A 21,769-nucleotide genomic window follows, 5' to 3' on the forward strand; every position below is an offset into this window, starting at 1 on the left:
TTGCCGGCGGCAATAAAACACTCAAGGGCGACGGTTGCCTTGCAGATACAGGCGCACCAGCGGTAGCAGGCTGGTGCCCAGGCGCAGCAGCCGCGCGAGGTTGCCGCTGCGCACGCCCTTGCCGGTGAGGAAACCCAGTGCCACCACGGCGCCGATGCCCCACAGCGGTGCATGCTTGATGCCCAGCCCGTCCTGTAGCGAGTTGCCCATGCCCCGCACGCGGCGCAGCGGTTCCAGCAACTGCGCCGATTCGTGGCGGATTTCCTGGCGGTGCATTTCCATGCGCAGGCGCAACAGCGCCTTGCGCAATTCACGCGGGTTACGCGTGTCTGGCAGTTGTGGCAGGCTCATGGCAACAGGCGCTCCCGGTCCTTGGCGAGTTCCTCGAGGGTGGCACCAAACGGTGACGACTCGTCGAACACCGCGGCCTTGAGGCGCAGCCCGCAGTACAGTGCGGCGATGCCGTAGAACACACAGAGGCCGATGATCCCGGCCAGGCGATAACTGTCCCACAGCAGCACCAACAACAGCCCGGACAAGGCGGTCAGCAGCAGCAAGGCGAACACCAGGGCCAGGCCGGCGAACAACAGCAGGCTCAAGGTGCGGCCCTTCTGTTCCTGCAACTCGATGCCGAACAGTTCGATATGGCTGTGCAGCAGCCCCAGCGCAGCTGCGCCCAGGCGCTTGCCTGAAGCGCTGGCGCCGTTGGCGTCGTTATCCATGGTATCCCCTCAGTGGCGGTTGGCCAGCAGGCCGATCAACAGCCCGACGCCCGCCGCGATGCCGATCGCCTGCCACGGGTTTTCCTGCACGTACTGCTCGGCGCTGCCCAACGCGGCCTGGCCGCGCTCACGCACCGAGTCCTGGGTCAGTTGCAGGGTTTCGCGGGCCTGGGCCAGGCGCTCGTGAATCTGTCCGCGCAATTCGTCCGCCTGGTCGCCGGCCAGGTTGGCGGTGTCGGCCAGCAGCTTCTCGGTGTCGCGCACCAGCGCCTGGAAGTCAGCCATCAATATCTCTTGTGCAGTCTTTGCCGATTTGCTGGCCATGGGTGTCTCCCTGTCGATGAATGTTGGTAGTTCGAGTGATAGCACACGCGGAAGGTTCAAGTGCCGGCGCTGGTATGGGCCTTGCTAAGGCTTTGCCACGTTGCGGGGCGTCCGTGGCAGGTATTGCGCCGATTCAGGGCGCCGACGCAGCGGCTACCGATAAACCTTAACCCAATCCACGACAAACCCAAGAAAAAACCGCGCAGGCCCGCCAGGCTCACCGAAACAGGGCAGGGGGGTGGCACCGATTCGGTGCAGGGATGCAGGTTCTTGAACTGTCCTGGTGCCTTTTCAGCAGGTCTGCCTACTTCATGGAAAACATGCACAGCGCGATGGATTCTCTGGTCCACGGTTCCAATACCCTGTTCATCCTCATGGGCGCCATCCTGGTGCTGGCCATGCATGCCGGCTTCGCGTTTCTCGAAGTGGGTACGGTGCGCCACAAGAACCAGGTCAATGCCTTGTCGAAGATTCTCAGCGATTTTGCCATCTCGGCGCTGGTGTACTTCTTCATCGGCTACTGGATCGCCTACGGGGTCAACTTCCTGCAGCCGGCAGCCGCACTGGCGGCCGACCAGGGTTACGCGCTGGTCAAGTGCTTCTTTCTGCTGACCTTCGCCGCAGCGATCCCGGCGATCATCTCCGGGGGCATTGCCGAGCGGGCGCGCTTCGTGCCGCAGCTGTGCGCCACGGCGTTGATCGTGGCGTTCGTCTACCCGTTCTTCGAAGGTGTGGTGTGGAACGGCAACCTCGGCCTGCAAGCCTGGTTGCAGGCACGCTTTGGCGCGCCATTCCATGACTTTGCCGGCTCGGTGGTGGTGCATGCCATGGGCGGCTGGCTGGCCTTGGCAGCGGTGCTGCTGCTGGGCGCGCGTCGAGGGCGCTATCGCGATGGCCGCCTGGTGGCGTTTGCGCCGTCGAGCATCCCGTTCCTGGCGCTGGGCTCGTGGATCCTGATCATTGGCTGGTTCGGCTTCAACGTCATGAGTGCGCAGACCCTGCAGGGGATCAGCGGCCTGGTGGCGATCAACTCGTTGATGGCCATGGTCGGTGGCACCCTGTCGGCCTTGCTGGCCGGCCGTAACGACCCGGGCTTCCTGCATAACGGCCCGCTGGCCGGGCTGGTGGCGGTTTGTGCGGGCTCCGACCTGATGCACCCGGTTGGCGCATTGGTCACTGGCCTGGTCGCCGGGGCGCTGTTCGTCTGGACCTTCACGGCGGCCCAGAACCGCTGGAAGATCGATGATGTGCTGGGCGTGTGGCCGTTGCATGGCCTGTGCGGCGTGTGGGGTGGCCTGGCCTGTGGTGTGTTCGGCCAGGCAGCCCTGGGCGGTATGGGCGGTGTCAGTCTGGTCAGCCAGTTGCTGGGCAGCCTGCTGGGCGTGCTGGTGGCGCTGGCCGGTGGCTTTGCCGTGTACGGTGCGATCCGCGCGCTGCATGGCCTGCGCTTGAGCCATGAGCAGGAGTTCCAGGGCGCCGACCTGTCGCTGCACCGTATCGGCGCAACCAGCCAGGATTGAGCCAGGTCAGGTGCGCGCTGGGCGGGAGCGGCCTAGAATAGGCTTCTGTGCATGCCAAACCGGAACCTGCCCATGCTGCCTGAATGCCAACTGTTCGGCACCCTCGGCTGCCACCTATGTGAAGTGGCCGAGGCCGTGCTGATGCCCTTCGTCGATCACGGCCTGTTGGTGGAGCTGGTCGATATCAGTGAAAGCGAGGCGATGGCCGAGCGTTACGGCCTGATCATTCCGGTGCTGCGGCGCTGCGACAATGGCGCCGAGCTGCATTGGCCATTCGATGCCGAGCAGGTCGTGGCGTTTCTCGCGCAATGACGGCACCAGGGGAGGTGCCTCCCTGCTCCATGTGGCGCGCTGCGTCGTGATGATCACCTGCCGGCACACTGAGGCCGGCTTTGCCACCGATCATCAGGACTCCAACCATGCTTATTTCCCCTCATTTCTCCCTCGATGAAATGACCGTTTCGCAGCTCGCCGCCAGGGAAGGGCTCGACAACGACCCGCCAGCCGAGGCGCGGGCCAACCTGCAACTGCTGTGCAATGTCCTGGAGCAGGTACGCGCACTGTTCGGCGCGCCGGTCATCGTCAGCAGCGGCTATCGCAGTCCGGCGGTCAACAGCCGCATTGGCGGGTCGGTTACGAGCAAGCATTTGCAAGGGCTCGCCGCCGACTTCACGGTGATCGAAGTCAGCCCGCGCGAAGTCGTGCGGCGCATCAGCGAAAGCGCCATTCCCTTCGACCAGCTGATCCTCGAATTCGACCAATGGGTACACCTGGCGGTGACCCCAGGCACGCCGCAACGACAGGTACTGACGATTCGCAGAGGCAGCGGCTACGAGGAGGGGCTGCAATGAAGCGCATTGACGGCGGCAAGGGGATGTTCGTATGCTGTATATAAATACAGTGTCGAGGTAAAGCCATGCTCAACGTCGAGCAACTCAAGTACAGCGTCAACCGCATGCCCGTCGAACGGGTGGCCGACGCCGTTCTGGAACTGCGCCTCGAAGGCCTGGTAACCGACGACCGCACACCGTTCGGCAAGGTCCACTTCAATACCTGCTTTGCCGAGATAGAGGCCTTGTTCCAGCGTGCCGGCTACCACCGCGGGCTGGATGTGGTGGGTTACCAGGGCTTGCTGTATGCCCTGTACGACCCTGGCCGCTGGGAGCCGGTGCAGGTACTGCGTTGGTTGAAGGAGCGCAGCGAAGCGATGGCCAAGGCTGGTTGAGGGCGCGGGGTTGGAGGATAATGCGCGGCCGTGACTGTTTCGAGCCCTGCCATGACCACGCCGTTCGACCCCGCCCGCCAGCAAGCCAGCACGGTGTGCCTGCCACCCGGTAACTGGGCGACGGTACTCGACTGCCTGTGCGACCATTTCAAGGCCATCGACCGAGCCCAATGGCTCGATCGCTTTGCCCGTGGCCGGGTGCTGGATGCCGAGGGGCGAGCAGTCGCGGCCGAGCTGCCGTACAAACGGGGCATGCGCCTGCACTACTTCCGCGAGGTGCCGAACGAGCGGCCGATCCCGGTGCAGGAGGCGGTGTTGCATGTGGATGAACACCTGGTGGTGGCGGACAAGCCGCATTTCCTGCCAGTGACGCCGAGCGGAGAATACGTCGAGCAGACCTTGCTGCGCCGGTTGATTCGCCAGCTGGGTAACCCGCACCTGGTGCCGTTGCATCGAATCGACCGGCATACCGCCGGGCTGGTGCTGTTTTCCGCCAACCCGCAGAGCCGCAGTGCCTACCAGAGGCTATTTCCCGAGCGGCGCATCGATAAGCGCTACCAGGCCATTGCCGCGGCCATGCCGCAGCACGATTTCCCGTTGGTGCATAAAAGCCGCCTGGTGCATGGCGAGCCGTTTTTCCGCATGCATGAGGTCGAGGGGGAGGCGAACAGCGAAACGTGGGCTGAGGTGTTGGAAAAGCATGGCGACCTGTGGCGTTACGGGTTGTCGCCAGTGACCGGCAAGACCCACCAGTTGCGTGTACACATGGCAGCATTGGGCGCAGGGATCAGCAATGACCCGTTTTACCCGCAGTTGCTCAAGGAAGAGGATGACTACCAGCGGCCGTTGAAACTGCTGGCGCAGAGCTTGCGCTTCGAGGACCCACTGAGTGGCGAAGAGCGTTATTTCGAGAGCCGCTTGCACCTGGATTGGTAATCTGGTGGCTGGCACCGGCTGTGCCGTTGATCGCGGCTGAAGCCGCTCCTACAGGGATAGCGCCAACTGTAGGAGCGGATTTATCCGCGAAGCAGGCGACGCGGAGGCTGGCACCGGCGGTGCCGGTGATCGCGGCTGAAGCCGCTCCTACGGGGAAAGCACCAACTGTAGGAGCGGATTTATCCGCGAAGCAGGCGATGCGGTGGCTGGCACCGGCTGTGCCGGCGGTCGCGGTTGAAGCCGCTCCTACAAGCCGACGCAGTACCGTGGAAACCGCCTCAGCGGTTGAAACGCTCCACCAGTGAGTACTGGGTACCCGCTGTGCTGGTCAGCTCTTCGCTGAGCAGCGCCGAATGCTGAGCCTGTTCGGCAGTCTGGTCGGCCAATTGGGCGATGGTGCTGATGTTGCGGCTGATCTCGTCCGCTACCGCCGTCTGCTCTTCTGTCGCTGCCGCAATCTGAGTCGCCATGTCGGTAATGTTGGCCACTGCTTCGCTGATTCCGACCAACGCCTCGTCGGCCTGCATCACGCGGTCCACGCCTTCCTGCGCCTGGCGGTGGCCGGTTTCCATGGTCAGCACGGCGTTGCTGGCAGTCTGTTGCAGCTTGGCGATCAGCCCGTGGATCTGCCCGGTGGATTCGGCGGTGCGCTGCGCCAGCTGGCGCACTTCGTCGGCCACCACGGCAAAGCCACGGCCCATTTCACCCGCCCGCGCCGCTTCGATGGCCGCATTCAATGCCAGCAGGTTGGTCTGATCGGCGATGCCCTTGATCACGTCGACCACACCACCAATCTCGTCACTGTCCTTGGCCAGCTGAGTGACCGTCTGGCCCGTCTCGCCTACCGCCGCCGACAAGCGCTCGATGGCTTCGCGGGTTTCCCCGGCAATCTGCCGGCCCTGGCTGGTCAGGCGGTTGGCTTCCTGGGTGGCGTCGGCGGTGCGCTGCACGTGGTTGGCCACTTCCTGGGTAGTGGCGGCCATCTGATTGACTGCGGCGGCCACTTGCTCGGTTTCCACGCGCTGGCGTTCCAGCCCCGAAGAACTCTTGTGGGCCAAGGCATCGGACTGGCGCGCCTGTTCGCTGAGGTGTTCGGCGCTGTCCTGCAGGCGGGTCAGGCAGGTTTTCATGCGGGCGTCCTGGCTCAGCATGGCCATTTCCAGGCGTGCCTGTACCCCGCGGCTGTCAGTGTACATCTGGGCGATCAGCGGGTCGGAGGTGGTCTGTTCGGCCAGGCGCAGCAGGCGCTTGAGGCCGCGTTGCTGCCAGCCCAGGCCGAGCAGGCCCAGGGGTACCGAAAGCCCGGCGGCCAGGGCGAAGCCCCAGGAATGGCCGAGCCAGTTGCCGATCAGGAAGCCCACCTGGCTGATCAGGATGAACGGCAGCCAGTCCTGCAGCACCGGTAGCCACTTGTCGCGGCGTGGTATGGGCGGCTTGCCTTGATTGATGCGCTGATAGAGCGCCTCGGCGCGACGAATCTGTTCGGCAGTGGGTTTGACCCGCACCGATTCGAAGCCAACCACCTGGTTATTGTCGAAGATCGGCGTGACGTAGGCGTTGACCCAGTAGTGGTCGCCGGACTTGCAGCGGTTCTTGACGATGCCCATCCATGGCTGGCCCTGCTTGAGGGTCTGCCACATGTGCGCGAACACGGCAGGCGGCACGTCCGGGTGGCGCACCAGGTTGTGCGGCGCGCCAGTCAGTTCCTCGCGGGTGAAACCACTGATCTCGATGAAAGCATCGTTGCAGTAAGTGATCACACCTTTGGCATTGGTGGTGGAGATCAACCGCTGCTGGGCAGGGAAAGTCCTTTCTCTCTGGGTAATCGGCTGGTTGTTACGCATGGGTTGATAGTCCGCAGGGCTTTCCAAAGCTATCGGCAAGGCCCTGGTTTTATTGAGTGAATATTTGCAAGGCTTGATCTATGGCAATGAGCCATTATGCAATCTGGGATAGTCGCCGGGCACGTTCAGGCTTGTTTGCGTCATTATTGCGTTTTTACTGCGGATTAATGACGTAGAAGTCAGATGATGACCGATTAGCTAGCCAAGAGCCAGCATTGGGTAGCTGAACAGCGCGAAATGCACCAGGTTCAGGCCGAAATGGCAAAGCACGGCTGCCGCCAAGCCGCCCCAGCGGTACGCCAGGCCGTAGCCCACACCGGCAAGCGTGGCCAGGTATACCCACTGCCAGCCAGCCCCCAGGTGGGCCAGGCCGAACAGCATGGCGGCGGCGAGCAACGCCAGCCCCTGATGGCGCAGCAGGCGTTGCAGGCCGCCTTGCAGATAACCGCGAAACAGCAGCTCTTCGGTCAGGCTGACCAACAACAGGTTGTTCAGCAGCCACAACCAGGCTTGTTCGGGCCATTTCGGCGCCCATGCGACCATGCCCAGGGCCCAGGCCCCGCCCAGGCAGGCCAGCAGGGTCAGGGGCAGGGCGCACAGCAGACTGGCCGGCAGGCCCTGGCTGCGCCACAGGATCAGCCAAGGGCAGGCCAGCAGCAGCCAGGCGCCGATCAGCGGTTTGTCCAGGTTCAGGTACATCGTGAAAGGCTGGGCGCCGGGGCTGAAGGTGGCGCTGTCGATGACCTTGGCTGCGTTGAAACCGGGCAGCCAGTGCAGTGCCAGGGCGATAGCCAGCAGGATGAACATCCCATGGCCCAAGGCTTGTAGCCAGCGCTGCGGGCGACCAGCAAGCAGGGCGCTGGTGAGCAGGGCGAGGAAGGTGGGCAGGCTGGCGATGCCGAGCTTGCCGTGGCTCAGGGCGAGCGTGTAACCGAGGGCCAGGAGTAGGAGAGCGATCAACTGGAGGCGAGGCACGAGTGGTCCTTCTCGGGTAAATGGAAATGGGCCGCTGCCCATCGCTGGTAGGAGCGGCCCAAGCATACCCGGTTCAGCCCGCGATCAATTGACGCAACACGTAATGCAGGATTCCCCCGGCCTTGAAATACTCCACCTCGTTCAAGGTATCGATCCGGCACAGCACCTCGATCTGTTCCTGTTGTCCGTCCTCGCGGGTGATGCGCAAGGGCAGGCTCATGCCCGGATGCAACTGCGTGCCGGTCAGGCCCAGGACATCGATCTGTTCCTTGCCGGTCAGCCCCAGCTGCTTGCGGTTGTGCCCAGCCATGAATTGCAGCGGCAGCACGCCCATGCCAACCAGGTTGGAGCGGTGAATGCGTTCGAAGCTTTCCGCCAGTACGGCCTTGACTCCCAGCAGGTTGGTGCCCTTGGCTGCCCAATCGCGGCTCGAACCGGTGCCGTATTCCTGCCCGGCAATCACCACCAGCGGGGTGCCAGCCTGCTGGTAGCGCATGGCGGCGTCGTAGATCGACAGTTTCTCGCCGCTGGGCACGTGCAAGGTGTTGCCGCCTTCCTCGCCCGCGAGCATTTCGTTGCGGATACGGATGTTGGCGAAGGTACCGCGCATCATCACTTCATGGTTGCCGCGCCGCGAGCCGTAGGAGTTGAAGTCACGTGGCTCCACGCCCTGGGCGCGCAGGTAGCGCCCGGCCGGGCTGTCGGCCTTGATGTTGCCTGCCGGGGAAATGTGGTCGGTGGTCACCGAGTCGCCGAGCAACGCCAGTATCCGTGCGCCGCGGATGTCGGTGACCTGCGCGGGTGGCCCGCCGATGTCATCGAAGAATGGCGGGTGCTGGATGTAGGTCGAGTCGGCCTGCCACACGTAGGTGGCCGCCTGCGGTACCTCGATCGCTTGCCACTGCGCATCGCCGGCGAACACTTCGGCGTATTCCTTGTGGAACATCGCCGTGTCGACCTTGGCCACGGCAGCGGCAATTTCCTGCTGGCTGGGCCAGATGTCGCGCAGGTACACAGGTTGGCCGTCGTTGCCGATACCCAGCGGGTCGCAGGTCAGGTCCAGGCGCACCGTGCCGGCCAGGGCATAGGCCACGACCAGCGGTGGCGAGGCCAGCCAGTTGGTCTTCACCAGCGGGTGCACGCGGCCTTCGAAGTTGCGGTTGCCCGACAACACCGAGGCTACGGTGAGGTCGGCGCTGCCGATGGCCTTTTCGATCGCGTCATCCAGCGGACCGGAGTTGCCGATGCAGGTGGTGCAGCCATAGCCGACCAGGTCGAAGCCCAACTGGTCGAGGTAAGTGCTGAGCCCGGCGGCCTTGAAGTAGTCGGTGACGACCTTGGAGCCCGGTGCCAGCGAGCTCTTGACCCAAGGCTTGCGTTGCAGGCCTTTTTCCAGGGCCTTTTTCGCCACCAGCCCGGCGGCCATCATCACGCTGGGGTTGGAGGTGTTGGTGCAGGAGGTGATCGCAGCGATCACCACCGCGCCATCGCGCAGGGTATGGGTCTGGCCTTGATGGCTGTAGTCGATTTCCCCGGCCTGGTCGGCGTTGCCCACCGCCACGCCGCCGCCACCTTCGCTTTCCAGGCGGCCGACTTCCTTGGCCAGGGGTTTGGGTTGCAGTTCGATGAAGTGGTCGAAGGCCTGGCGCACCTGGCCCAGGGCCACGCGGTCCTGCGGCCGCTTGGGCCCGGCCAGGCTGGCCTCGACCTCGTGCATGTCCAGCGCCAGGCTGTCACTGAACAGCGGTTCCTGCCCTGGCATTCGCCACAAACCCTGGGTTTTGCAGTACTGCTCGACCAGTTGCACGGTCGCCTCGGGGCGGCCTGACAGGCGCAGGTAGTCCAGGGTCACCTGGTCGACCGGGAAGAAACCGCAGGTGGCGCCGTATTCCGGGGCCATGTTGGCGATGGTTGCGCGGTCGGCCAGGGGCAGCTCGGCCAGGCCATCGCCATAGAACTCGACGAACTTGCCCACTACGCCTTTCTTGCGCAGCATCTGCGTCACCGTCAGCACCAGGTCGGTGGCGGTGATGCCTTCGCGCAGCTTGCCGGTCAGCTTGAAGCCGATCACTTCCGGAATCAGCATCGACACCGGCTGGCCGAGCATGGCTGCCTCCGCTTCGATGCCGCCCACACCCCAGCCGAGCACGCCCAGGCCATTGATCATGGTGGTGTGCGAATCGGTACCGACCAGGGTGTCCGGGAAGGCGTAGGTGCGGCCATCGGCCTCACGGGTCCAGACGGTGCGGCCCAGGTATTCCAGGTTGACCTGGTGGCAGATCCCGGTACCTGGGGGTACCACGCGGAAGTTGTCGAAGGCGCTCTGGCCCCAGCGCAGGAACGCGTAGCGTTCGCCGTTGCGCTGCATTTCGATGTCGACGTTCTCGCTGAAGGCTTGTGGTGTGCCATAGCGGTCGACCATCACCGAATGGTCGATCACCAGGTCCACCGGCGACAGCGGGTTGATCCGCTGCGGGTCGCCACCGGCCTTGGCCATGGCAGCGCGCATGGCGGCCAGGTCGACCACGGCCGGCACGCCGGTGAAGTCCTGCATCAGTACCCGTGCCGGGCGGTACTGGATCTCGCGGTCGGAGCGCCGCTCGCCCAGCCATTGGGCGAGCGCGCGCAGGTCCTCGCCGGTAACGGTCTTGCCGTCCTCCCAGCGCAGCAGGTTTTCCAGCAGCACCTTCAGCGACATGGGCAGGCGCTGCAGGTCGCCCAGCTGTCGGGCGGCTTCGGTGAGGCTGTAGTAGTGGTAGGTCTGGTCGCCGACCTTGAGGGGCTTGAGTGTGTTCAGGCTATCGAGCGAGGGCATTGCCAACTCCTTCTGCGCCGGTGCCGGGCACGACTCAGGTGTTCCGGGGCACCGCTCTGTATCGGTCCGCAGGCTACGGACCTGGCTGAAAAGTCAGGTTAGACCGCTTTGCGCCACCTGACCCTTTTCTGGACCGGCGGGGCGTGTCGCAGGTTCCGATCTTCCTTTATCATCGCCGCCCTGCCGGCGCCTGTGGCGCCCGCCGTAGTGGAGTGAGAGATGAATACCCTGTTCATGCATTGCCGGCCCGGCTTCGAGGGCGAGGTTTGCGCCGAAATCAGCGAACATGCCGCACGTCTGGGCATTGCCGGCTATGCCAAAGGCAAGCCGCACAGTGCCAGTGCCGAGTTTGTCAGCAGCGAGGAGGGCGGTGCCGAGCGCTTGATGGGGGAAATGCGCTTCAATCAGCTGATTTTCCCGCGGCAATGGGCCCGTGGCGGCTATGTCGAGTTGCCGGAGAACGACCGCATCAGTGTGTTGCTGGCGCACCTGGCGGGGTTACCGGTGTTCGGTAGCCTGTGGCTGGAGGTGCTGGACAGCAACGAAGGCAAGGAACTGTCCACGTTCTGCCGCAAGTTTGAGGTACCGCTGCGCAAGGCGCTGGAAAAGGCCGGTCGCCTGGTCGACGATGCCAGCCGTCCACGCCTGCTGCTTACGTTCATCAGTGGCCGGCGCGTGTTCGCCGGCGTTGCCCCGGCCAACAACAGCGCGCTGTGGCCCATGGGTATCCCGCGGCTGAAGTTTCCCCGTGAGGCACCTAGCCGCTCGACCCTCAAGCTGGAAGAGGCCTGGCATCAGTTCATCCCGCGCGAGCAATGGGCGCAGCGCCTGGGTGACGACATGACCGGTGTCGACCTGGGGGCCTCGCCGGGCGGCTGGACCTACCAGCTGGTGCGTCGGGGCATGCTGGTGACGGCCATCGACAACGGGCCGATGGCTGAAAGCCTGATGGATACCGGGTTGGTTCAGCACCTGATGGCCGATGGGTTTACCTGGCAGCCGAAGCAGCCGGTAGACTGGATGGTATGCGACATTGTCGAGAAGCCGGCGCGCACTACCGCGCTGATCGAGACCTGGCTGGGCGAGGGCTTGTGCCGCGAAGCGGTGGTCAACCTGAAATTGCCGATGAAGCAGCGCTATGCCGAGGTGCGGCGGCTGCTCGAGCGCATGGAGGCGACATTCAAGGCACGCAAGATCAAGGTGTCGATTGCCTGCAAGCAGCTGTACCATGACCGAGAGGAAGTGACTTGCCACCTGCGTCGAATAGACTTGAAACCGCGTTGAGCAGTGCCCGGAAATCGCCGTTGCCGTTGCCGTTGCCGTTGCCGTTGCTTTTGCTTTTAAGCGCGCGATAGTTCAGGCGCCGCCGAATGCGACTTCAGGAGGCCGAGCGAAGGGCTTGCGGAGGGAGGTGACGGGCATGGATGCCCGTCAAGCGCTGAGGCCCCATGGATGGGGCCTGCAGCGCGTCCTCCCGGGAGCAAGCCCGTAGCGAGGGGACCCCGGAGCGCAGCGTAGGGGCCGGATGATGGGAGCCAGCGTTTTTTGGTTACTTTTTGCCGCGTTTGGCAAAAAGTGACCCGCCGTAAGGGCGGAAAGGTGACGAAGCGCCGCCTTCGAAAATGAATGTTGACCTCATTGTTGAAGCCCACGCTTGAAAGCGAAAAGCGAAAAGCGAAAAGCGAAAAGCGAAAAGCGAAAAGCGAAAAGCGAAAAGCGAAAAGCTTGAAGCGGGATAGCGCTGGTTTTTATCGCGCGCAAAGTCCATTGGCGATGGCGACGCTGACTCACCTTTTCGCCCTTACGGCGAGTCACTTTTTGCCAAACGCGGCAAAAAGTAACCAAAAAACGCTGCGCTCCCATCATCCGGCCCCTCCGCTGCGCTCCGGGGTTCCCTCACTCCGGCCTTGCTCCCGGGAGGACGCGCTGCAGGCCCCATCCATGGGGCCTCAGCGCTTGACGGGCATCCATGCCCGTCACCTCCCTCCGCAAGGCCTGCGTTCGGCCTCCTGAAGTCGCGAAGATCAAGATCAAGATCAAGATCAAGATCAAGATCAAGATCAAGATCAAGATCAAGATCAAGATCAAGATCAAGATCAAAAGCAAAGCAAGAGCAAGAAGAACGAGTAGGGCGTGTGGTGCTTGGAGCGCGTCGCGCTATGCGCGACAATGGCGAATCATTTGCGGAGCCCCCCATGACCGAATTCACCCCCGACGCCATCCTCGACGCCACCGGCCTGAACTGCCCGGAACCGGTGATGATGCTGCACCAGCACGTACGTGACCTCGCCGCTGGCGGCCTGCTCAAGGTCATCGCCACCGACCCCTCGACCCGTCGCGATATCCCCAAGTTCTGCAACTTCCTCGGCCACGAACTGCTGCAGCAGCAGGAAGACGCCGGCACCTTCCTGTACTGGATTCGCAAGAAAGCCGACTGAAGCGCTCTGGAACACGCCCCGCGTTGCGCCTACACTGCGTTCCCCAGACAGGAGAGCGCCATGCTGATAGTTGCCGACGAGAACATCCCGCTGCTCGATGCCTTCTTCCAGGGCTTCGGCGAAATCCGCCGTTATCCGGGCCGAAGCCTCGATGCCGCCAGCGTCAAGGACGCCGACATCCTGCTGGTGCGCTCGGTGACCAAGGTCGATCGCCAGTTACTGGAAGGCAGCCGCGTGCGCTTTGTCGGCACCTGCACCATCGGCACCGACCACCTGGACCTCGACTACTTTGCCGAAGCTGGCATTCGCTGGAGCAGCGCGCCGGGCTGCAATGCCCGTGGCGTGGTGGATTACGTGCTGGGGAGCCTGCTGACCCTGGCCGAACTGGATGGCGTCGCATTGCCCGAGCGGGTGTATGGCGTGGTGGGTGCAGGTGAGGTAGGCGGGCGCCTGGTGCGGGTACTGCACGGCCTGGGCTGGAAGGTGCTGGTGTGTGACCCGTTGCGCCAGGCCGCCGAAGGCGGCGACTACGTCAGCCTCGATACCCTCCTGCAACAATGCGATGTGATCAGCCTGCATACGCCCTTGCAGCGCGGCGGCGAGCACCCGACCTGGCACTTGCTGGGCCAGGCACAGCTGGCACAACTGCGCCCCGGCGCCTGGTTGATCAATGCCAGCCGCGGCCCGGTGGTAGACAACAGCGCCCTGCGCGAACTGCTGCTCGACCGTGAAGACGTGCATGCGGTGCTGGACGTGTGGGAGGGCGAGCCGCAAGTCGACCTGCAACTGGCCGACCTGTGCACCCTGGCCTCACCGCACATTGCCGGCTATAGCCTCGACGGTCGCCAGCGTGGCACGGCGCAGATCTACCAGGCGCTGTGCCGCTTCCTCGGCGTGGAGGCACAGGTGCAACTGGCCGACCTGCTGCCACGCCCGCCGCTGGCACAGATCGAGCTGGACGCCGATGCCGACCCCGCCTGGGCCTTGGCCACCCTGTGCCGCGCCGTGTACGACCCGCGCCGTGACGATGCCGATTTCCGCCGCAGCCTCAGCGACGACCCGCAGCAGCAGCGCGCGGCATTCGACCAGTTGCGCAAACAGTACCCGCCACGGCGCGAGATCGAAGGCCTGGCGGTGCGCTTGCGCGGTGAGTCGCCGCAGTTGGCGCAACTGGTGAGCGCCTTGGGTGGGGTACTGGTCTGACAGCCTTCGCCACAGCTATGCGAACTCCTGCAGGGGGCGGTTTACGCCGACCGCAAGGCAAATAAAAACCCGGCGCAAGCGCCGGGTTACAAGGGATTCGCCGATCAACCTTTGCGTACGCGCTCGACCCGGCTTTGTTCCAAGGCCTTGCAGGCCTGCTGGATCATCTGCTCGGTAATCGGTACCTCGCGCCCCTGGGCGTCGATGATCGAGCCGCACACCTGCGTGGGCGGGATGGGGCGGGGCTTCTGGTTGTCGCTGCCATGCTGCAAGCTCATGTAGTGCCTCCTTATCAGGTTCAAGCTCAGGGTAACCCTGCGCCGTGACTGGCCTGTGAAACCTACCGCCGCGTCCCGGCAGAAATACTCCAGCAGAAACGGCGACAAAGCTCCAGCGCCTGGTTAGACCGATAGGCTATAGCGACCTGCAAGGGTTCCCTGGGCGCCGATGAGTGGTAGGCTGCGGTTTCCCCGCTCTTGTGGTCGCCGCCATGCCTGAATCGGTTTCCCCACGTCAACGCCGCGCCTTGCGCCTGGGTTGGCAGTTCCTCCGTCCATACCGTCGACAGATGCTGCTGGCGTTGCTGGCCCTGGTGGTCACGGCTGCCATTACCTTGTCCATGGGGCAGGGCATCCGCCTGCTGGTCGACCAAGGCTTCATGACCCGCTCCGCGCACCAGCTCAACCAGACCATCGGCCTGTTCCTGCTGCTGGTGCTGGCCCTGGCGGTGGGTACCTTCAGCCGCTTCTACCTGGTGTCATGGATCGGCGAGCGCTGCGTGGCCGACATCCGACGGGCTGTGTTCGACCACCTGATCGGCCTGCACCCCGGCTTTTTCGAAGACAACCGCAGCTCCGAGATCCAGTCGCGGCTGACCGCCGACACCACCTTGCTGCAGTCGGTAATCGGTTCGTCGCTGTCGATGTTCCTGCGCAACGCGCTGATGGTCATCGGCGGTGTGGTATTGCTGTTCATCACCAACCCCAAGCTCACCAGCATCGTGGTCGTGGCCCTGCCGCTGGTGCTGGCACCGATCCTGCTGTTTGGCCGCCGGGTACGCCGCCTGTCGCGGCAGAGCCAGGACCGTGTAGCCGACGTGGGCAGTTACGTAGCCGAGACCCTCGGCCAGATCAAGACCGTGCAGGCCTACAACCACCAGGCACATGACCGCAAGTTGTTCGCAGGCGCAGTCGAGGCGGCGTTCGCCGTGGCGCGGCAACGCATTGCCCAGCGTGCCTGGCTGATCACCCTGGTGATCGTGCTGGTGCTCGGCGCGGTGGGGGTGATGTTGTGGGTCGGCGGCATGGATGTGATCGCCGGGCGAATCTCGGCGGGCGAACTGGCCGCCTTCGTGTTCTACAGCCTGCTGGTCGGCAGTGCCTTCGGCACCCTCAGTGAAGTGATCGGCGAGCTGCAGCGTGCGGCCGGCGCAGCCGAGCGAATTGCCGAACTGCTGGCGGCACGCACGGCGATCCTGGCGCCCAGTGTGGCGCGGGTGCTGCCACAGCAACGGGCCAGTGGGCGTATCGAGCTGCAGGAACTGCTGTTCGCCTATCCGTCACGGCCCTCGGTCGCGGCTGTCGATGGCCTCAGCCTGACCATCGAGCCGGGGCAGACCGTGGCGCTGGTGGGCCCTTCGGGGGCGGGCAAGTCGACCTTGTTCGATCTGTTGCTGCGCTTCTACGACCCGCAGCAAGGGCGCATCCTGCTCGACGGCGAGGCGATTACCGAACTGGACCCCGAGCAATTGCGCCGGCAGTTCGCCCTGGTGGCGCAATCCCCCGCGCTGTTCCGCGGCACGGTCGAGGCCAATATCCGCTATGGGCGGCCCGAGGCCACCTTGGCCGAGGTCGAGGCGGCGGCCCGTGGTGCTCATGCCGACGCGTTCATCCGGCAACTGCCCCAGGGTTACCAGACCCCGCTGGGCGAGGGGGGCATCGGCCTGTCTGGCGGCCAGCGGCAACGCCTGTCCATCGCCCGGGCGTTGCTGGTCGATGCGCCGATCCTGTTGCTGGACGAAGCCACCAGCGCCCTCGACGCGCAGAGTGAACACTTGATCCAGCAGGCACTGCCCAGCCTAATGGCCGGGCGCACCACCGTGGTGATTGCTCATCGCCTGGCCACGGTACAGCATGCCGACCGTATCGCCGTCATCGACAAGGGCCGGCTGGTGGCGATAGGCACGCATCGCCAGTTGATCGAAACCAGCCCGCTTTATGCGCGCTTGGCAGCCTTGCAGTTCACCACCGGCTAGCTTGTCGTGGCTTTGTAACATTTCTGTAGTATTTGCCTGAGAGTATCTGTCTCAACTGTTGCGCGCTTGACCTGGCTGCCATTGCTTGATGGCAGCTTTTTTTTGGCCTGCCAGTAACCGGGGCTGCGTCGTCGGCCCCAGCCTTCCCCCTGGTTTCCGAGATCCAAGATGTTGCGTAAATCACTCAGAGTGCAAATTCTCTCGCTGCTCGGTGGCAGCCTGTTGGCCATGCTGCTGATCGCCCTGGTGTGCTTCCAGGTCCTCTCGTCCAGCGTGCGTGGCTATGCCGAGCTGGTGGACGGGCCGCTGCGGGCCTCGCAATTGATCGACGAAGCCAACCTGCAGTTCAAGATCCAGGTGCAGGAATGGAAGAACGTGCTGTTGCGCGGGCGCCAACCCGCTGACATGGACAAGTACTGGCAGCAGTTCCAGGCCCGCGAGCAGCAGGTGCAGCAACTGCTCGGGCAATTGATCGAGAGCAGCGACGCGCGTCTCAAGGCACCGCTGCAGCAACTGCGCGACAGCCACCGGCAGCTTGGCCAGGCCTATGCGCAGGGCCGCCAGGCGTTCCTGGCGGCGGGGGGCGACCCGGTTGCCGGCGACCAGGCGGTCAAGGGCGTGGACCGTGCCGCCAGCGAGCAGATGAGCGAGCTGGTCGAGCAACTGCGGGCCGATGCCCGCCAGCGCGCCGCCAGCCTCAGCGCCGGCGCCGAACGCACGGTATGGCTGGGCCTGTTGGTGATGCTCGCCTCGGCGGTACTGGTGGGGCTGTTCAGCCTGTGGCTGGTCAACCGCAGCCTGATCGAGCCGATCCGCCAGTTGATCGACTATGTCGCACAGCTCAGCCAGGGCCGCTTTGCCGCGCGGGTAGACAGCCGCCGCGAGGATGAACTGGGGCGCCTGGCGCGGGCGGCCAACACCTTGCGCGATTTCCTCGCCGATACCGTCGGCCGCCTGCAGGACAACGCCCAGGAGCTGGAGGGTGCCAGCGGCCAGCTGCGCAACATCGCTGGCGACATGGCCCGTGGCACCCACGACCAGTTCCAGCGCACTGACCAGGTGGCCACGGCCATGCACGAGATGTCTGCCACCGCGCAGGAAGTCGCACGCCACGCCGCTGAGGCGGCCCGCGCCGCGGACGATGCCGACCACAGTGCCCAGGCGGGCGAGCAGGTGATGCAGCAGACCATCGACATCATCGGCGTGGTCAACCGCGAGATTGCCGGCACGGCGGCGGTGATTCGCGACCTGGAGCATGACAGCACGCGCATTGGCAAAGTCCTCGAAGTGATCCGTGGCATAGCCGAACAGACCAACCTGCTGGCGCTCAACGCGGCCATCGAGGCGGCCCGCGCTGGCGAGGCCGGTCGTGGCTTTGCCGTGGTCGCCGATGAAGTGCGCAGCCTCGCCCAGCGCACGGCGGCGTCGATTGCCGAGATTCAGCAGATCATCGAAGCGGTGCAGTCCGGGGCAGTGGAAGCGGCCAAGGCCATCGAAAGCGGCCAGCAGCGCAGCGAGGAGGGCGCCGCGCAGGTGCAGCAGGCCGGGCAGATGCTGCAGCGCATCACCCTGGCAGTAGAGGCTATCCGCGACATGAACCGGCAGATCGCCACGGCGGCCGAGGAGCAGACCAGCGTGGCCGAAGACATCTCGCGCAACCTGATCGAGATCACCCGCATCGCCACGGCCAACCAGGAGGCGGTGCAGCACACCGAACAAGCCGGGCAGCGCCTGCATGGCTTGTCGGGACAATTGGGTGAGGTCACCTCACGCCTCACTGCTTGAGGCGTTCCAGCGTTCATGCGGTCCCTGCAGAAGCGGGGACCCTTTCTCGGATGCAACAAAAAGCCCGCACAATGGCGGGCTTTTTGATCAGGATTTGGTCGGAGAGACAGGATTCGAACCTGCGGCCTTCTCGTCCCGAACGAGACGCGCTACCTGGCTGCGCTACACTCCGATGAAGGAAATCCTACTGCATCCTGTTTTTGCACGCAACCCCTTGTTGTTAAAAGGGCGTTTGCAAAAAAGCATGCTGCAATCAGAGCTCTTTCACGGTGCGAATCTGGTCCTTGTTCAGGCGCGTGCGCTTGCCATCCAGTTGCTCGAATTCGTAGAAGCCGGAGTCTTCATCGAATTTTGGGGTGTCGGTGGCCTGGATTTCGCGACCGTCGTTCAGGGTAATGACGGTTGGCGATGCGCAGCCTGCCAGGGCGCCCAGGCCCAGGGCGAGCAGGAAGGCGGGTAGGGTCCGTTGAATCATCGTGTTTCTCCAGTGCGATGGTGCTAGATGACATTAAGACGCAGGGCGTCCGCGCAAGTTCCTTCTACAGTGCAGCATAGCCGCTCAGCCAAGGCATTGACTAAGCGCAACAGCCACGGGTGTCACGCTGTGATGGGGGCGCGCTGTGTTATAACTGCGGCCATCCCATCTTGTTGTGACGGACCTCCATGAAAGCCAAGGCAGATACCCCCTTCGTGCCGCTGAACATCGCCGTGCTCACGGTCAGCGACACCCGTACCTTCGACACAGATACCTCCGGCCAGCTGTTCGTTGACCGCCTGAATGCAGCCGGCCACCGCCTGGCCGAGCGTGTGCTGCTGAAAGACGACCTGTACAAGATCCGTGCGCAGGTTGCCACCTGGATTGCCGATGACAATGTGCAAGTGGTGCTGATTACCGGCGGCACCGGTTTCACCGGGCGTGACAGCACGCCAGAGGCCGTGGCGTGCCTGCTGGACAAGCAGGTGGAAGGCTTTGGCGAGCTGTTCCGGCAGATTTCCGTGGCCGATATCGGCACCTCCACCGTGCAGTCGCGCGCCCTCGCCGGGCTGGCCAACGGCACCCTGGTGTGCTGCCTGCCGGGGTCGACCAATGCGGTGCGCACCGGCTGGGACGGTATCCTCGCGGAGCAGCTGGATGCCCGCCATCGCCCGTGCAACTTCGTCGCGCACCTGAAGCAGGCTGCGGCCTGTGACAGCCGTGGCTGAGGTCCACCAGGCCCGGCCGCTGATGCCGGTGGAACAGGCCCTGGCGCAACTGCTGGCATTGGCCGAGGCCGCCCCGATCGGCGACTCCGAGAGCCTGCCGCTGGCGGAGGCCGAGGGCCGTGTGCTGGCCAGCGCTCTGCTGGCCCCGCTCGACCTGCCGCCTTGGCCGAACAGCGCCATGGACGGTTATGCCCTGCGCCTGGCCGACTGGCACGGCGAGCCGCTGCCGGTCAGCCAGCGGATTTTCGCTGGCCATGCGCCGCAACCGCTGCAACCCGGCACCTGTGCACGGATCTTCACCGGCGCGCCGCTCCCTGACGGCGCCGACTGCGTCGAGATGCAGGAAAACACCGCCGACGTGGAACAGGGCCGGGTCCGCTTCCTCGAGCCGTTGAAAGCCGGGCAGAACATTCGTCCCCAGGGCCAGGAAACCCGCAAGGGCGAGCAGGTGATGAATGCCGGCACCCGGCTGGGGCCGATCGAACTGGGCCTGGCCGCCAGCCTGGGTTACGACCGCCTGCAGGTGGTGCGCAAGGTGCGGGTGGCAGTGCTGTCCACGGGCGACGAACTGGTCGAGCCCGGCCTGCCGCTGGGGCCGGGGCAGATCTACAACAGCAACCGCCAGCTGCTGGTCAGCTGGTTGCAGCGGCTGGGCTGCGAGGTGGTCGATGCGGGCATCCTGCCGGATGACCTGGCGCGAACCCGCGCCTGCCTGGCCGAGCTGGTCGCTGTCGACCTGATCCTGTCCACGGGCGGCGTTTCGGTGGGCGAAGCCGACTACCTCGGTGCCGCCCTGCGCGAAGCGGGCGAGCTGGCCTTGTGGAAGCTGGCAATCAAGCCGGGCAAACCGTTGACCTTCGGCCACTACCAGGGTGTGCCGGTGATCGGCCTGCCCGGTAACCCGGCGTCGACCCTGGTCACGTTTGGCCTGCTGGCCCGGCCGTATCTGTTGCGGCGCCAGGGCGTGGCCGACGTCACGCCGCTACGTTTCGACATGCCGGCAGGCTTCGACTGGCCCAAGCCCGGCACCCGTCGCGAATACCTGCGTGCCCGCATCGAGCAGGGCCAGGTGCGCATCTACAAGAACCAGAGCTCTGGCGTGCTGCGCAGTGCGGCCTGGGCCGAAGGGTTGGTGGAGGTGCGCGAAGGCAGCACGCCGAAGCAGGGTGACTGCGTGCCGTTCATCCCGTTCAGCGAGCTACTTGGCTGACCGGCCCAGCCAGGCGCTGGGCAGCGGCGCGGCCTCGGCCGCTGCCGCCTGGGCCAGGCGCATATGTACATTCTCCAATTGCTGGGCAGCCACCCGCCAATCATGGCGCTGGCGGGCGAATTGGCGCCCGGCAGCGCCCAGCTGGCTCATGCGCCAGGGCTGGTTGAGCAGCTGTGTGATCAACAAGGCCAGCTGGTCGCCGTCGTCACTGCCCAGGTAATGCTCGCCGTTGTTCGCCGCCAGGCCGGAAACGCCTTTGCCAGTGGTGATGACCGGCAAGCCGGCGGCCATCGCTTCGAGTATCTTCACCTTGGAACCACCGGCATGACGCAGCGGCGCAAAGAACAGTGCCGAGCGCCGCTGCAGCTCACGCAGGTCCGGGCAATAGCCCAGCCATTCGATGCGCGGGTCGTTCCAGTGCAGCTTCCAGCTGGCCGGCATGGCATGCCCGGCGATCGCCAGGCGCACCGCCGGATTGCTCATCCACACTTGCGGCAGGATGTCTTCCAGCGCCCATTCGATCGCCTCCAGGTTGGCGCCGCACTCGAAGTTGCCAACGAACAGCAGGCGCTGGCTGTGCAGCGCCGGTTCCACGAACTGGTAGAAATCGCAGTCCACGCCATTGACCACCACGTTCACCGGGCGCCCGCTGGCCTGCGCGATCAACTCGGCGTCGTGGCTGCTGACCGCCACCAGTTCGGTGGGCTGGCGCAGTACCCGCTGTTCCCAGCGCCGGTAGCGCCACCGGTCGAAGGCATTGAACGGGCGCAGCCACAGCGGCAGGCGGTCGTGGTTGGCACCGCCTGTCAGCGACTCCAGGGTGTGTTCGCTGAGCATATACGGCAGCCTGCGGGTCTGCAGGGCCTTTTCGAAGGGCTGGAAACTGTAGCTGTGCTCGATCTGGATCACGTCCCACGGCTCGTCCAGCAATTGCTCGAAGCGATGCCGCAGGCGGGGCGCCAGGCCATTGATGATCGCCCGCATGGGGTAGTCGAGGATGGGCGAAGCCAGCAGGTTGAGCGGGCTGTGCAAGGGCCGGCGGGGCAGTACGATCAGGCGTTCGAGCAACGGCTCCAGGACCTCGCGAGCCGCCTCGTCGAGAGGAATTTTCGATTGCACCAGCAGGGTGATCCGGTGGCCGCGCTGGGCCAGTGCGCGCAGTAGATGGTATTGCCGGGTCTTGCTGCCGCTGGTGGTCGGCCAGGGCAGGTAAGGCAGCGTCCAGAGAATGCGCATGACCCGGAGTCCTCGCTGAAGGTCACGGATGACAAGGCACGCGCGTCGGCAGGCGTGCACACCACTGCCGGTGGGGCGC

22 protein-coding genes, 1 tRNA gene and 1 pseudogene are annotated in these 21,769 nt (G+C 64.6%); 13 read left to right on the top strand and 11 right to left on the bottom strand.

The features are described from left to right. Positions 1-21 precede the first annotated feature (21 nt). From HG549_RS08375 to HG549_RS08385, 3 genes are read right to left on the bottom strand one after another with little or no spacing between them, the layout of a single operon-like run. Positions 22-351 (bottom strand): hypothetical protein, encoded by a 330-nt coding sequence (locus HG549_RS08375; protein WP_170029061.1) that lies wholly within the window; start codon positions 349-351, stop codon positions 22-24. Next, positions 348-722 carry a phage holin family protein gene (locus HG549_RS08380; protein WP_051098817.1) on the bottom strand — a complete coding sequence of 125 codons (375 nt, stop codon included), beginning with the start codon at positions 720-722 and terminating at the stop codon, positions 348-350. Before HG549_RS08380 ends, HG549_RS08375 begins: the two co-directional genes overlap by 4 nt. 9 nt (positions 723-731) lie before the next feature. Further along, the gene (locus tag HG549_RS08385; RefSeq protein ID WP_170029062.1) at positions 732-1,046 is read right to left on the bottom strand and encodes a YqjD family protein; all 315 of its coding nucleotides are present in this window, start codon (positions 1,044-1,046) and stop codon (positions 732-734) included. Positions 1,047-1,357: 311 nt separating this feature from the next. Here HG549_RS08385 and HG549_RS08390 point away from each other — a divergent pair, with 311 nt between their 5' ends. The 5 genes from HG549_RS08390 to HG549_RS08410 all read left to right on the top strand — a co-directional run bounded on the left by HG549_RS08390 (position 1,358) and on the right by HG549_RS08410 (position 4,727). After that, positions 1,358-2,566: an ammonium transporter gene (locus tag HG549_RS08390; protein ID WP_170029063.1), complete on the top strand. Its 1,209-nt coding sequence runs from the start codon at positions 1,358-1,360 to the stop codon at positions 2,564-2,566. Positions 2,567-2,638: 72 nt separating this feature from the next. Then, the gene (locus HG549_RS08395) at positions 2,639-2,878 is read left to right on the top strand and encodes a glutaredoxin family protein (protein WP_170029064.1); all 240 of its coding nucleotides are present in this window, start codon (positions 2,639-2,641) and stop codon (positions 2,876-2,878) included. Positions 2,879-2,985: 107 nt separating this feature from the next. Continuing rightward, complete coding sequence (locus tag HG549_RS08400) at positions 2,986-3,417, top strand: D-Ala-D-Ala carboxypeptidase family metallohydrolase (protein ID WP_170029065.1); 432 nt, start codon at positions 2,986-2,988, stop codon at positions 3,415-3,417. A 65-nt stretch (positions 3,418-3,482) separates the two neighbouring features. Next, positions 3,483-3,791, top strand: a complete 309-nt coding sequence (locus tag HG549_RS08405; protein WP_170029066.1) for a transcriptional regulator — start codon at positions 3,483-3,485, stop codon at positions 3,789-3,791. Between the two features lie 51 nt (positions 3,792-3,842). Further along, positions 3,843-4,727 (top strand): pseudouridine synthase, encoded by an 885-nt coding sequence (locus HG549_RS08410; protein ID WP_170029067.1) that lies wholly within the window; start codon positions 3,843-3,845, stop codon positions 4,725-4,727. A 278-nt stretch (positions 4,728-5,005) separates the two neighbouring features. Here HG549_RS08410 and HG549_RS08415 read toward each other — a convergent pair whose 3' ends face one another. The 3 genes from HG549_RS08415 to acnA form a co-directional block, all read right to left on the bottom strand. Then, entirely contained in the window at positions 5,006-6,571 is a 1,566-nt protein-coding gene (locus HG549_RS08415; RefSeq protein WP_170029068.1) for a PAS domain-containing methyl-accepting chemotaxis protein, read from the bottom strand. A 198-nt stretch (positions 6,572-6,769) separates the two neighbouring features. After that, positions 6,770-7,546 carry a CPBP family intramembrane glutamic endopeptidase gene (locus HG549_RS08420; protein ID WP_256666085.1) on the bottom strand — a complete coding sequence of 259 codons (777 nt, stop codon included), beginning with the start codon at positions 7,544-7,546 and terminating at the stop codon, positions 6,770-6,772. 73 nt (positions 7,547-7,619) lie between these two features. Beyond that, positions 7,620-10,361 carry an aconitate hydratase AcnA gene (gene acnA, locus HG549_RS08425; protein ID WP_170029069.1) on the bottom strand — a complete coding sequence of 914 codons (2,742 nt, stop codon included), beginning with the start codon at positions 10,359-10,361 and terminating at the stop codon, positions 7,620-7,622. Between the two features lie 219 nt (positions 10,362-10,580). Between acnA and rlmM the strand changes: the two genes are divergently transcribed. After that, positions 10,581-11,645 carry a 23S rRNA (cytidine(2498)-2'-O)-methyltransferase RlmM gene (gene rlmM / locus HG549_RS08430; protein WP_170029070.1) on the top strand — a complete coding sequence of 355 codons (1,065 nt, stop codon included), beginning with the start codon at positions 10,581-10,583 and terminating at the stop codon, positions 11,643-11,645. A gap of 351 nt (positions 11,646-11,996) precedes the next feature. Here the strand turns inward: rlmM and HG549_RS08435 are convergent, their stop codons facing one another. After that, positions 11,997-12,227 (bottom strand): hypothetical protein, encoded by a 231-nt coding sequence (locus tag HG549_RS08435; protein ID WP_170029071.1) that lies wholly within the window; start codon positions 12,225-12,227, stop codon positions 11,997-11,999. A 329-nt stretch (positions 12,228-12,556) separates the two neighbouring features. Here HG549_RS08435 and tusA point away from each other — a divergent pair, with 329 nt between their 5' ends. Together tusA and pdxB are read left to right on the top strand one after the other, a co-directional pair. Further along, the gene (gene tusA, locus HG549_RS08440; protein ID WP_170029072.1) at positions 12,557-12,799 is read left to right on the top strand and encodes a sulfurtransferase TusA; all 243 of its coding nucleotides are present in this window, start codon (positions 12,557-12,559) and stop codon (positions 12,797-12,799) included. A gap of 60 nt (positions 12,800-12,859) precedes the next feature. Then, positions 12,860-14,002, top strand: coding sequence for a 4-phosphoerythronate dehydrogenase PdxB (gene pdxB / locus HG549_RS08445; protein WP_170029073.1), 1,143 nt, complete (start codon positions 12,860-12,862; stop codon positions 14,000-14,002). A 104-nt stretch (positions 14,003-14,106) separates the two neighbouring features. Here pdxB and HG549_RS08450 read toward each other — a convergent pair whose 3' ends face one another. Continuing rightward, positions 14,107-14,280: a PA1571 family protein gene (locus tag HG549_RS08450; protein ID WP_170029074.1), complete on the bottom strand. Its 174-nt coding sequence runs from the start codon at positions 14,278-14,280 to the stop codon at positions 14,107-14,109. A gap of 212 nt (positions 14,281-14,492) precedes the next feature. Between HG549_RS08450 and HG549_RS08455 the strand changes: the two genes are divergently transcribed. The 3 genes and pseudogenes from HG549_RS08455 (at position 14,493) to HG549_RS26240 (ending at position 18,041) form a co-directional block, all read left to right on the top strand. Beyond that, positions 14,493-16,256, top strand: a complete 1,764-nt coding sequence (locus tag HG549_RS08455) for an ABC transporter transmembrane domain-containing protein (RefSeq protein WP_170029075.1) — start codon at positions 14,493-14,495, stop codon at positions 16,254-16,256. A gap of 741 nt (positions 16,257-16,997) precedes the next feature. After that, a pseudogene (locus tag HG549_RS26235) lies at positions 16,998-17,108 on the top strand (hypothetical protein); the annotation flags it as partial. 228 nt (positions 17,109-17,336) lie between these two features. Continuing rightward, positions 17,337-18,041, top strand: a complete 705-nt coding sequence (locus HG549_RS26240; protein ID WP_372241567.1) for a methyl-accepting chemotaxis protein — start codon at positions 17,337-17,339, stop codon at positions 18,039-18,041. Positions 18,042-18,136: 95 nt separating this feature from the next. On the opposite strand, the gene HG549_RS08465 is transcribed toward HG549_RS26240, so the two are convergent. Together HG549_RS08465 and HG549_RS08470 are read right to left on the bottom strand one after the other, a co-directional pair. Further along, positions 18,137-18,213, bottom strand: a tRNA-Pro gene (locus HG549_RS08465). 81 nt (positions 18,214-18,294) lie between these two features. Further along, positions 18,295-18,516: a YgdI/YgdR family lipoprotein gene (locus tag HG549_RS08470; protein WP_025338312.1), complete on the bottom strand. Its 222-nt coding sequence runs from the start codon at positions 18,514-18,516 to the stop codon at positions 18,295-18,297. A gap of 188 nt (positions 18,517-18,704) precedes the next feature. Here HG549_RS08470 and moaB point away from each other — a divergent pair, with 188 nt between their 5' ends. Together moaB and glp are read left to right on the top strand one after the other, a co-directional pair. Further along, positions 18,705-19,244, top strand: coding sequence for a molybdenum cofactor biosynthesis protein B (moaB, locus tag HG549_RS08475; RefSeq protein WP_170029077.1), 540 nt, complete (start codon positions 18,705-18,707; stop codon positions 19,242-19,244). After that, complete coding sequence (gene glp / locus HG549_RS08480) at positions 19,228-20,454, top strand: gephyrin-like molybdotransferase Glp (protein ID WP_170029078.1); 1,227 nt, start codon at positions 19,228-19,230, stop codon at positions 20,452-20,454. The genes moaB and glp overlap by 17 nt, the downstream gene beginning before the upstream one ends. On the opposite strand, the gene HG549_RS08485 is transcribed toward glp, so the two are convergent. After that, positions 20,443-21,690, bottom strand: a complete 1,248-nt coding sequence (locus tag HG549_RS08485; RefSeq protein WP_170029079.1) for a glycosyltransferase family 4 protein — start codon at positions 21,688-21,690, stop codon at positions 20,443-20,445. The genes glp and HG549_RS08485 overlap by 12 nt on opposite strands. Positions 21,691-21,769: the final 79 nt, after the last annotated feature.

The organism is Pseudomonas sp. SK (assembly GCF_012975065.1).
GTDB classification, from domain to species: domain Bacteria; phylum Pseudomonadota; class Gammaproteobacteria; order Pseudomonadales; family Pseudomonadaceae; genus Aquipseudomonas; species Aquipseudomonas anuradhapurensis.

Excerpts from the sequence above, each read along its gene's own strand:
- HG549_RS08405 (WP_170029066.1), top strand. The coding sequence starts at position 3,483 with ATGCTCAACGTCGAGCAACTCAAGTACAGCGTCAACCGCATGCCCGTC.
- HG549_RS08470 (WP_025338312.1), bottom strand. The coding sequence starts at position 18,516 with ATGATTCAACGGACCCTACCCGCCTTCCTGCTCGCCCTGGGCCTGGGC.
- HG549_RS08485 (WP_170029079.1), bottom strand. The coding sequence starts at position 21,690 with ATGCGCATTCTCTGGACGCTGCCTTACCTGCCCTGGCCGACCACCAGC.
- HG549_RS08410 (WP_170029067.1), top strand. The coding sequence starts at position 3,843 with ATGACCACGCCGTTCGACCCCGCCCGCCAGCAAGCCAGCACGGTGTGC.
- HG549_RS08395 (WP_170029064.1), top strand. The coding sequence starts at position 2,639 with ATGCTGCCTGAATGCCAACTGTTCGGCACCCTCGGCTGCCACCTATGT.
- HG549_RS08415 (WP_170029068.1), bottom strand. The coding sequence starts at position 6,571 with ATGCGTAACAACCAGCCGATTACCCAGAGAGAAAGGACTTTCCCTGCC.
- acnA (WP_170029069.1), bottom strand. The coding sequence starts at position 10,361 with ATGCCCTCGCTCGATAGCCTGAACACACTCAAGCCCCTCAAGGTCGGC.
- HG549_RS08455 (WP_170029075.1), top strand. The coding sequence starts at position 14,493 with ATGCCTGAATCGGTTTCCCCACGTCAACGCCGCGCCTTGCGCCTGGGT.
- HG549_RS08450 (WP_170029074.1), bottom strand. The coding sequence starts at position 14,280 with ATGAGCTTGCAGCATGGCAGCGACAACCAGAAGCCCCGCCCCATCCCG.
- rlmM (WP_170029070.1), top strand. The coding sequence starts at position 10,581 with ATGAATACCCTGTTCATGCATTGCCGGCCCGGCTTCGAGGGCGAGGTT.
- pdxB (WP_170029073.1), top strand. The coding sequence starts at position 12,860 with ATGCTGATAGTTGCCGACGAGAACATCCCGCTGCTCGATGCCTTCTTC.
- HG549_RS08375 (WP_170029061.1), bottom strand. The coding sequence starts at position 351 with ATGAGCCTGCCACAACTGCCAGACACGCGTAACCCGCGTGAATTGCGC.
- HG549_RS26240 (WP_372241567.1), top strand. The coding sequence starts at position 17,337 with ATGTCTGCCACCGCGCAGGAAGTCGCACGCCACGCCGCTGAGGCGGCC.
- moaB (WP_170029077.1), top strand. The coding sequence starts at position 18,705 with ATGAAAGCCAAGGCAGATACCCCCTTCGTGCCGCTGAACATCGCCGTG.
- HG549_RS08435 (WP_170029071.1), bottom strand. The coding sequence starts at position 12,227 with ATGATGGGAGCGCAGCGTTTTTTGGTTACTTTTTGCCGCGTTTGGCAA.
- tusA (WP_170029072.1), top strand. The coding sequence starts at position 12,557 with ATGACCGAATTCACCCCCGACGCCATCCTCGACGCCACCGGCCTGAAC.
- HG549_RS08400 (WP_170029065.1), top strand. The coding sequence starts at position 2,986 with ATGCTTATTTCCCCTCATTTCTCCCTCGATGAAATGACCGTTTCGCAG.
- HG549_RS08380 (WP_051098817.1), bottom strand. The coding sequence starts at position 722 with ATGGATAACGACGCCAACGGCGCCAGCGCTTCAGGCAAGCGCCTGGGC.
- HG549_RS08385 (WP_170029062.1), bottom strand. The coding sequence starts at position 1,046 with ATGGCCAGCAAATCGGCAAAGACTGCACAAGAGATATTGATGGCTGAC.
- HG549_RS08390 (WP_170029063.1), top strand. The coding sequence starts at position 1,358 with ATGGAAAACATGCACAGCGCGATGGATTCTCTGGTCCACGGTTCCAAT.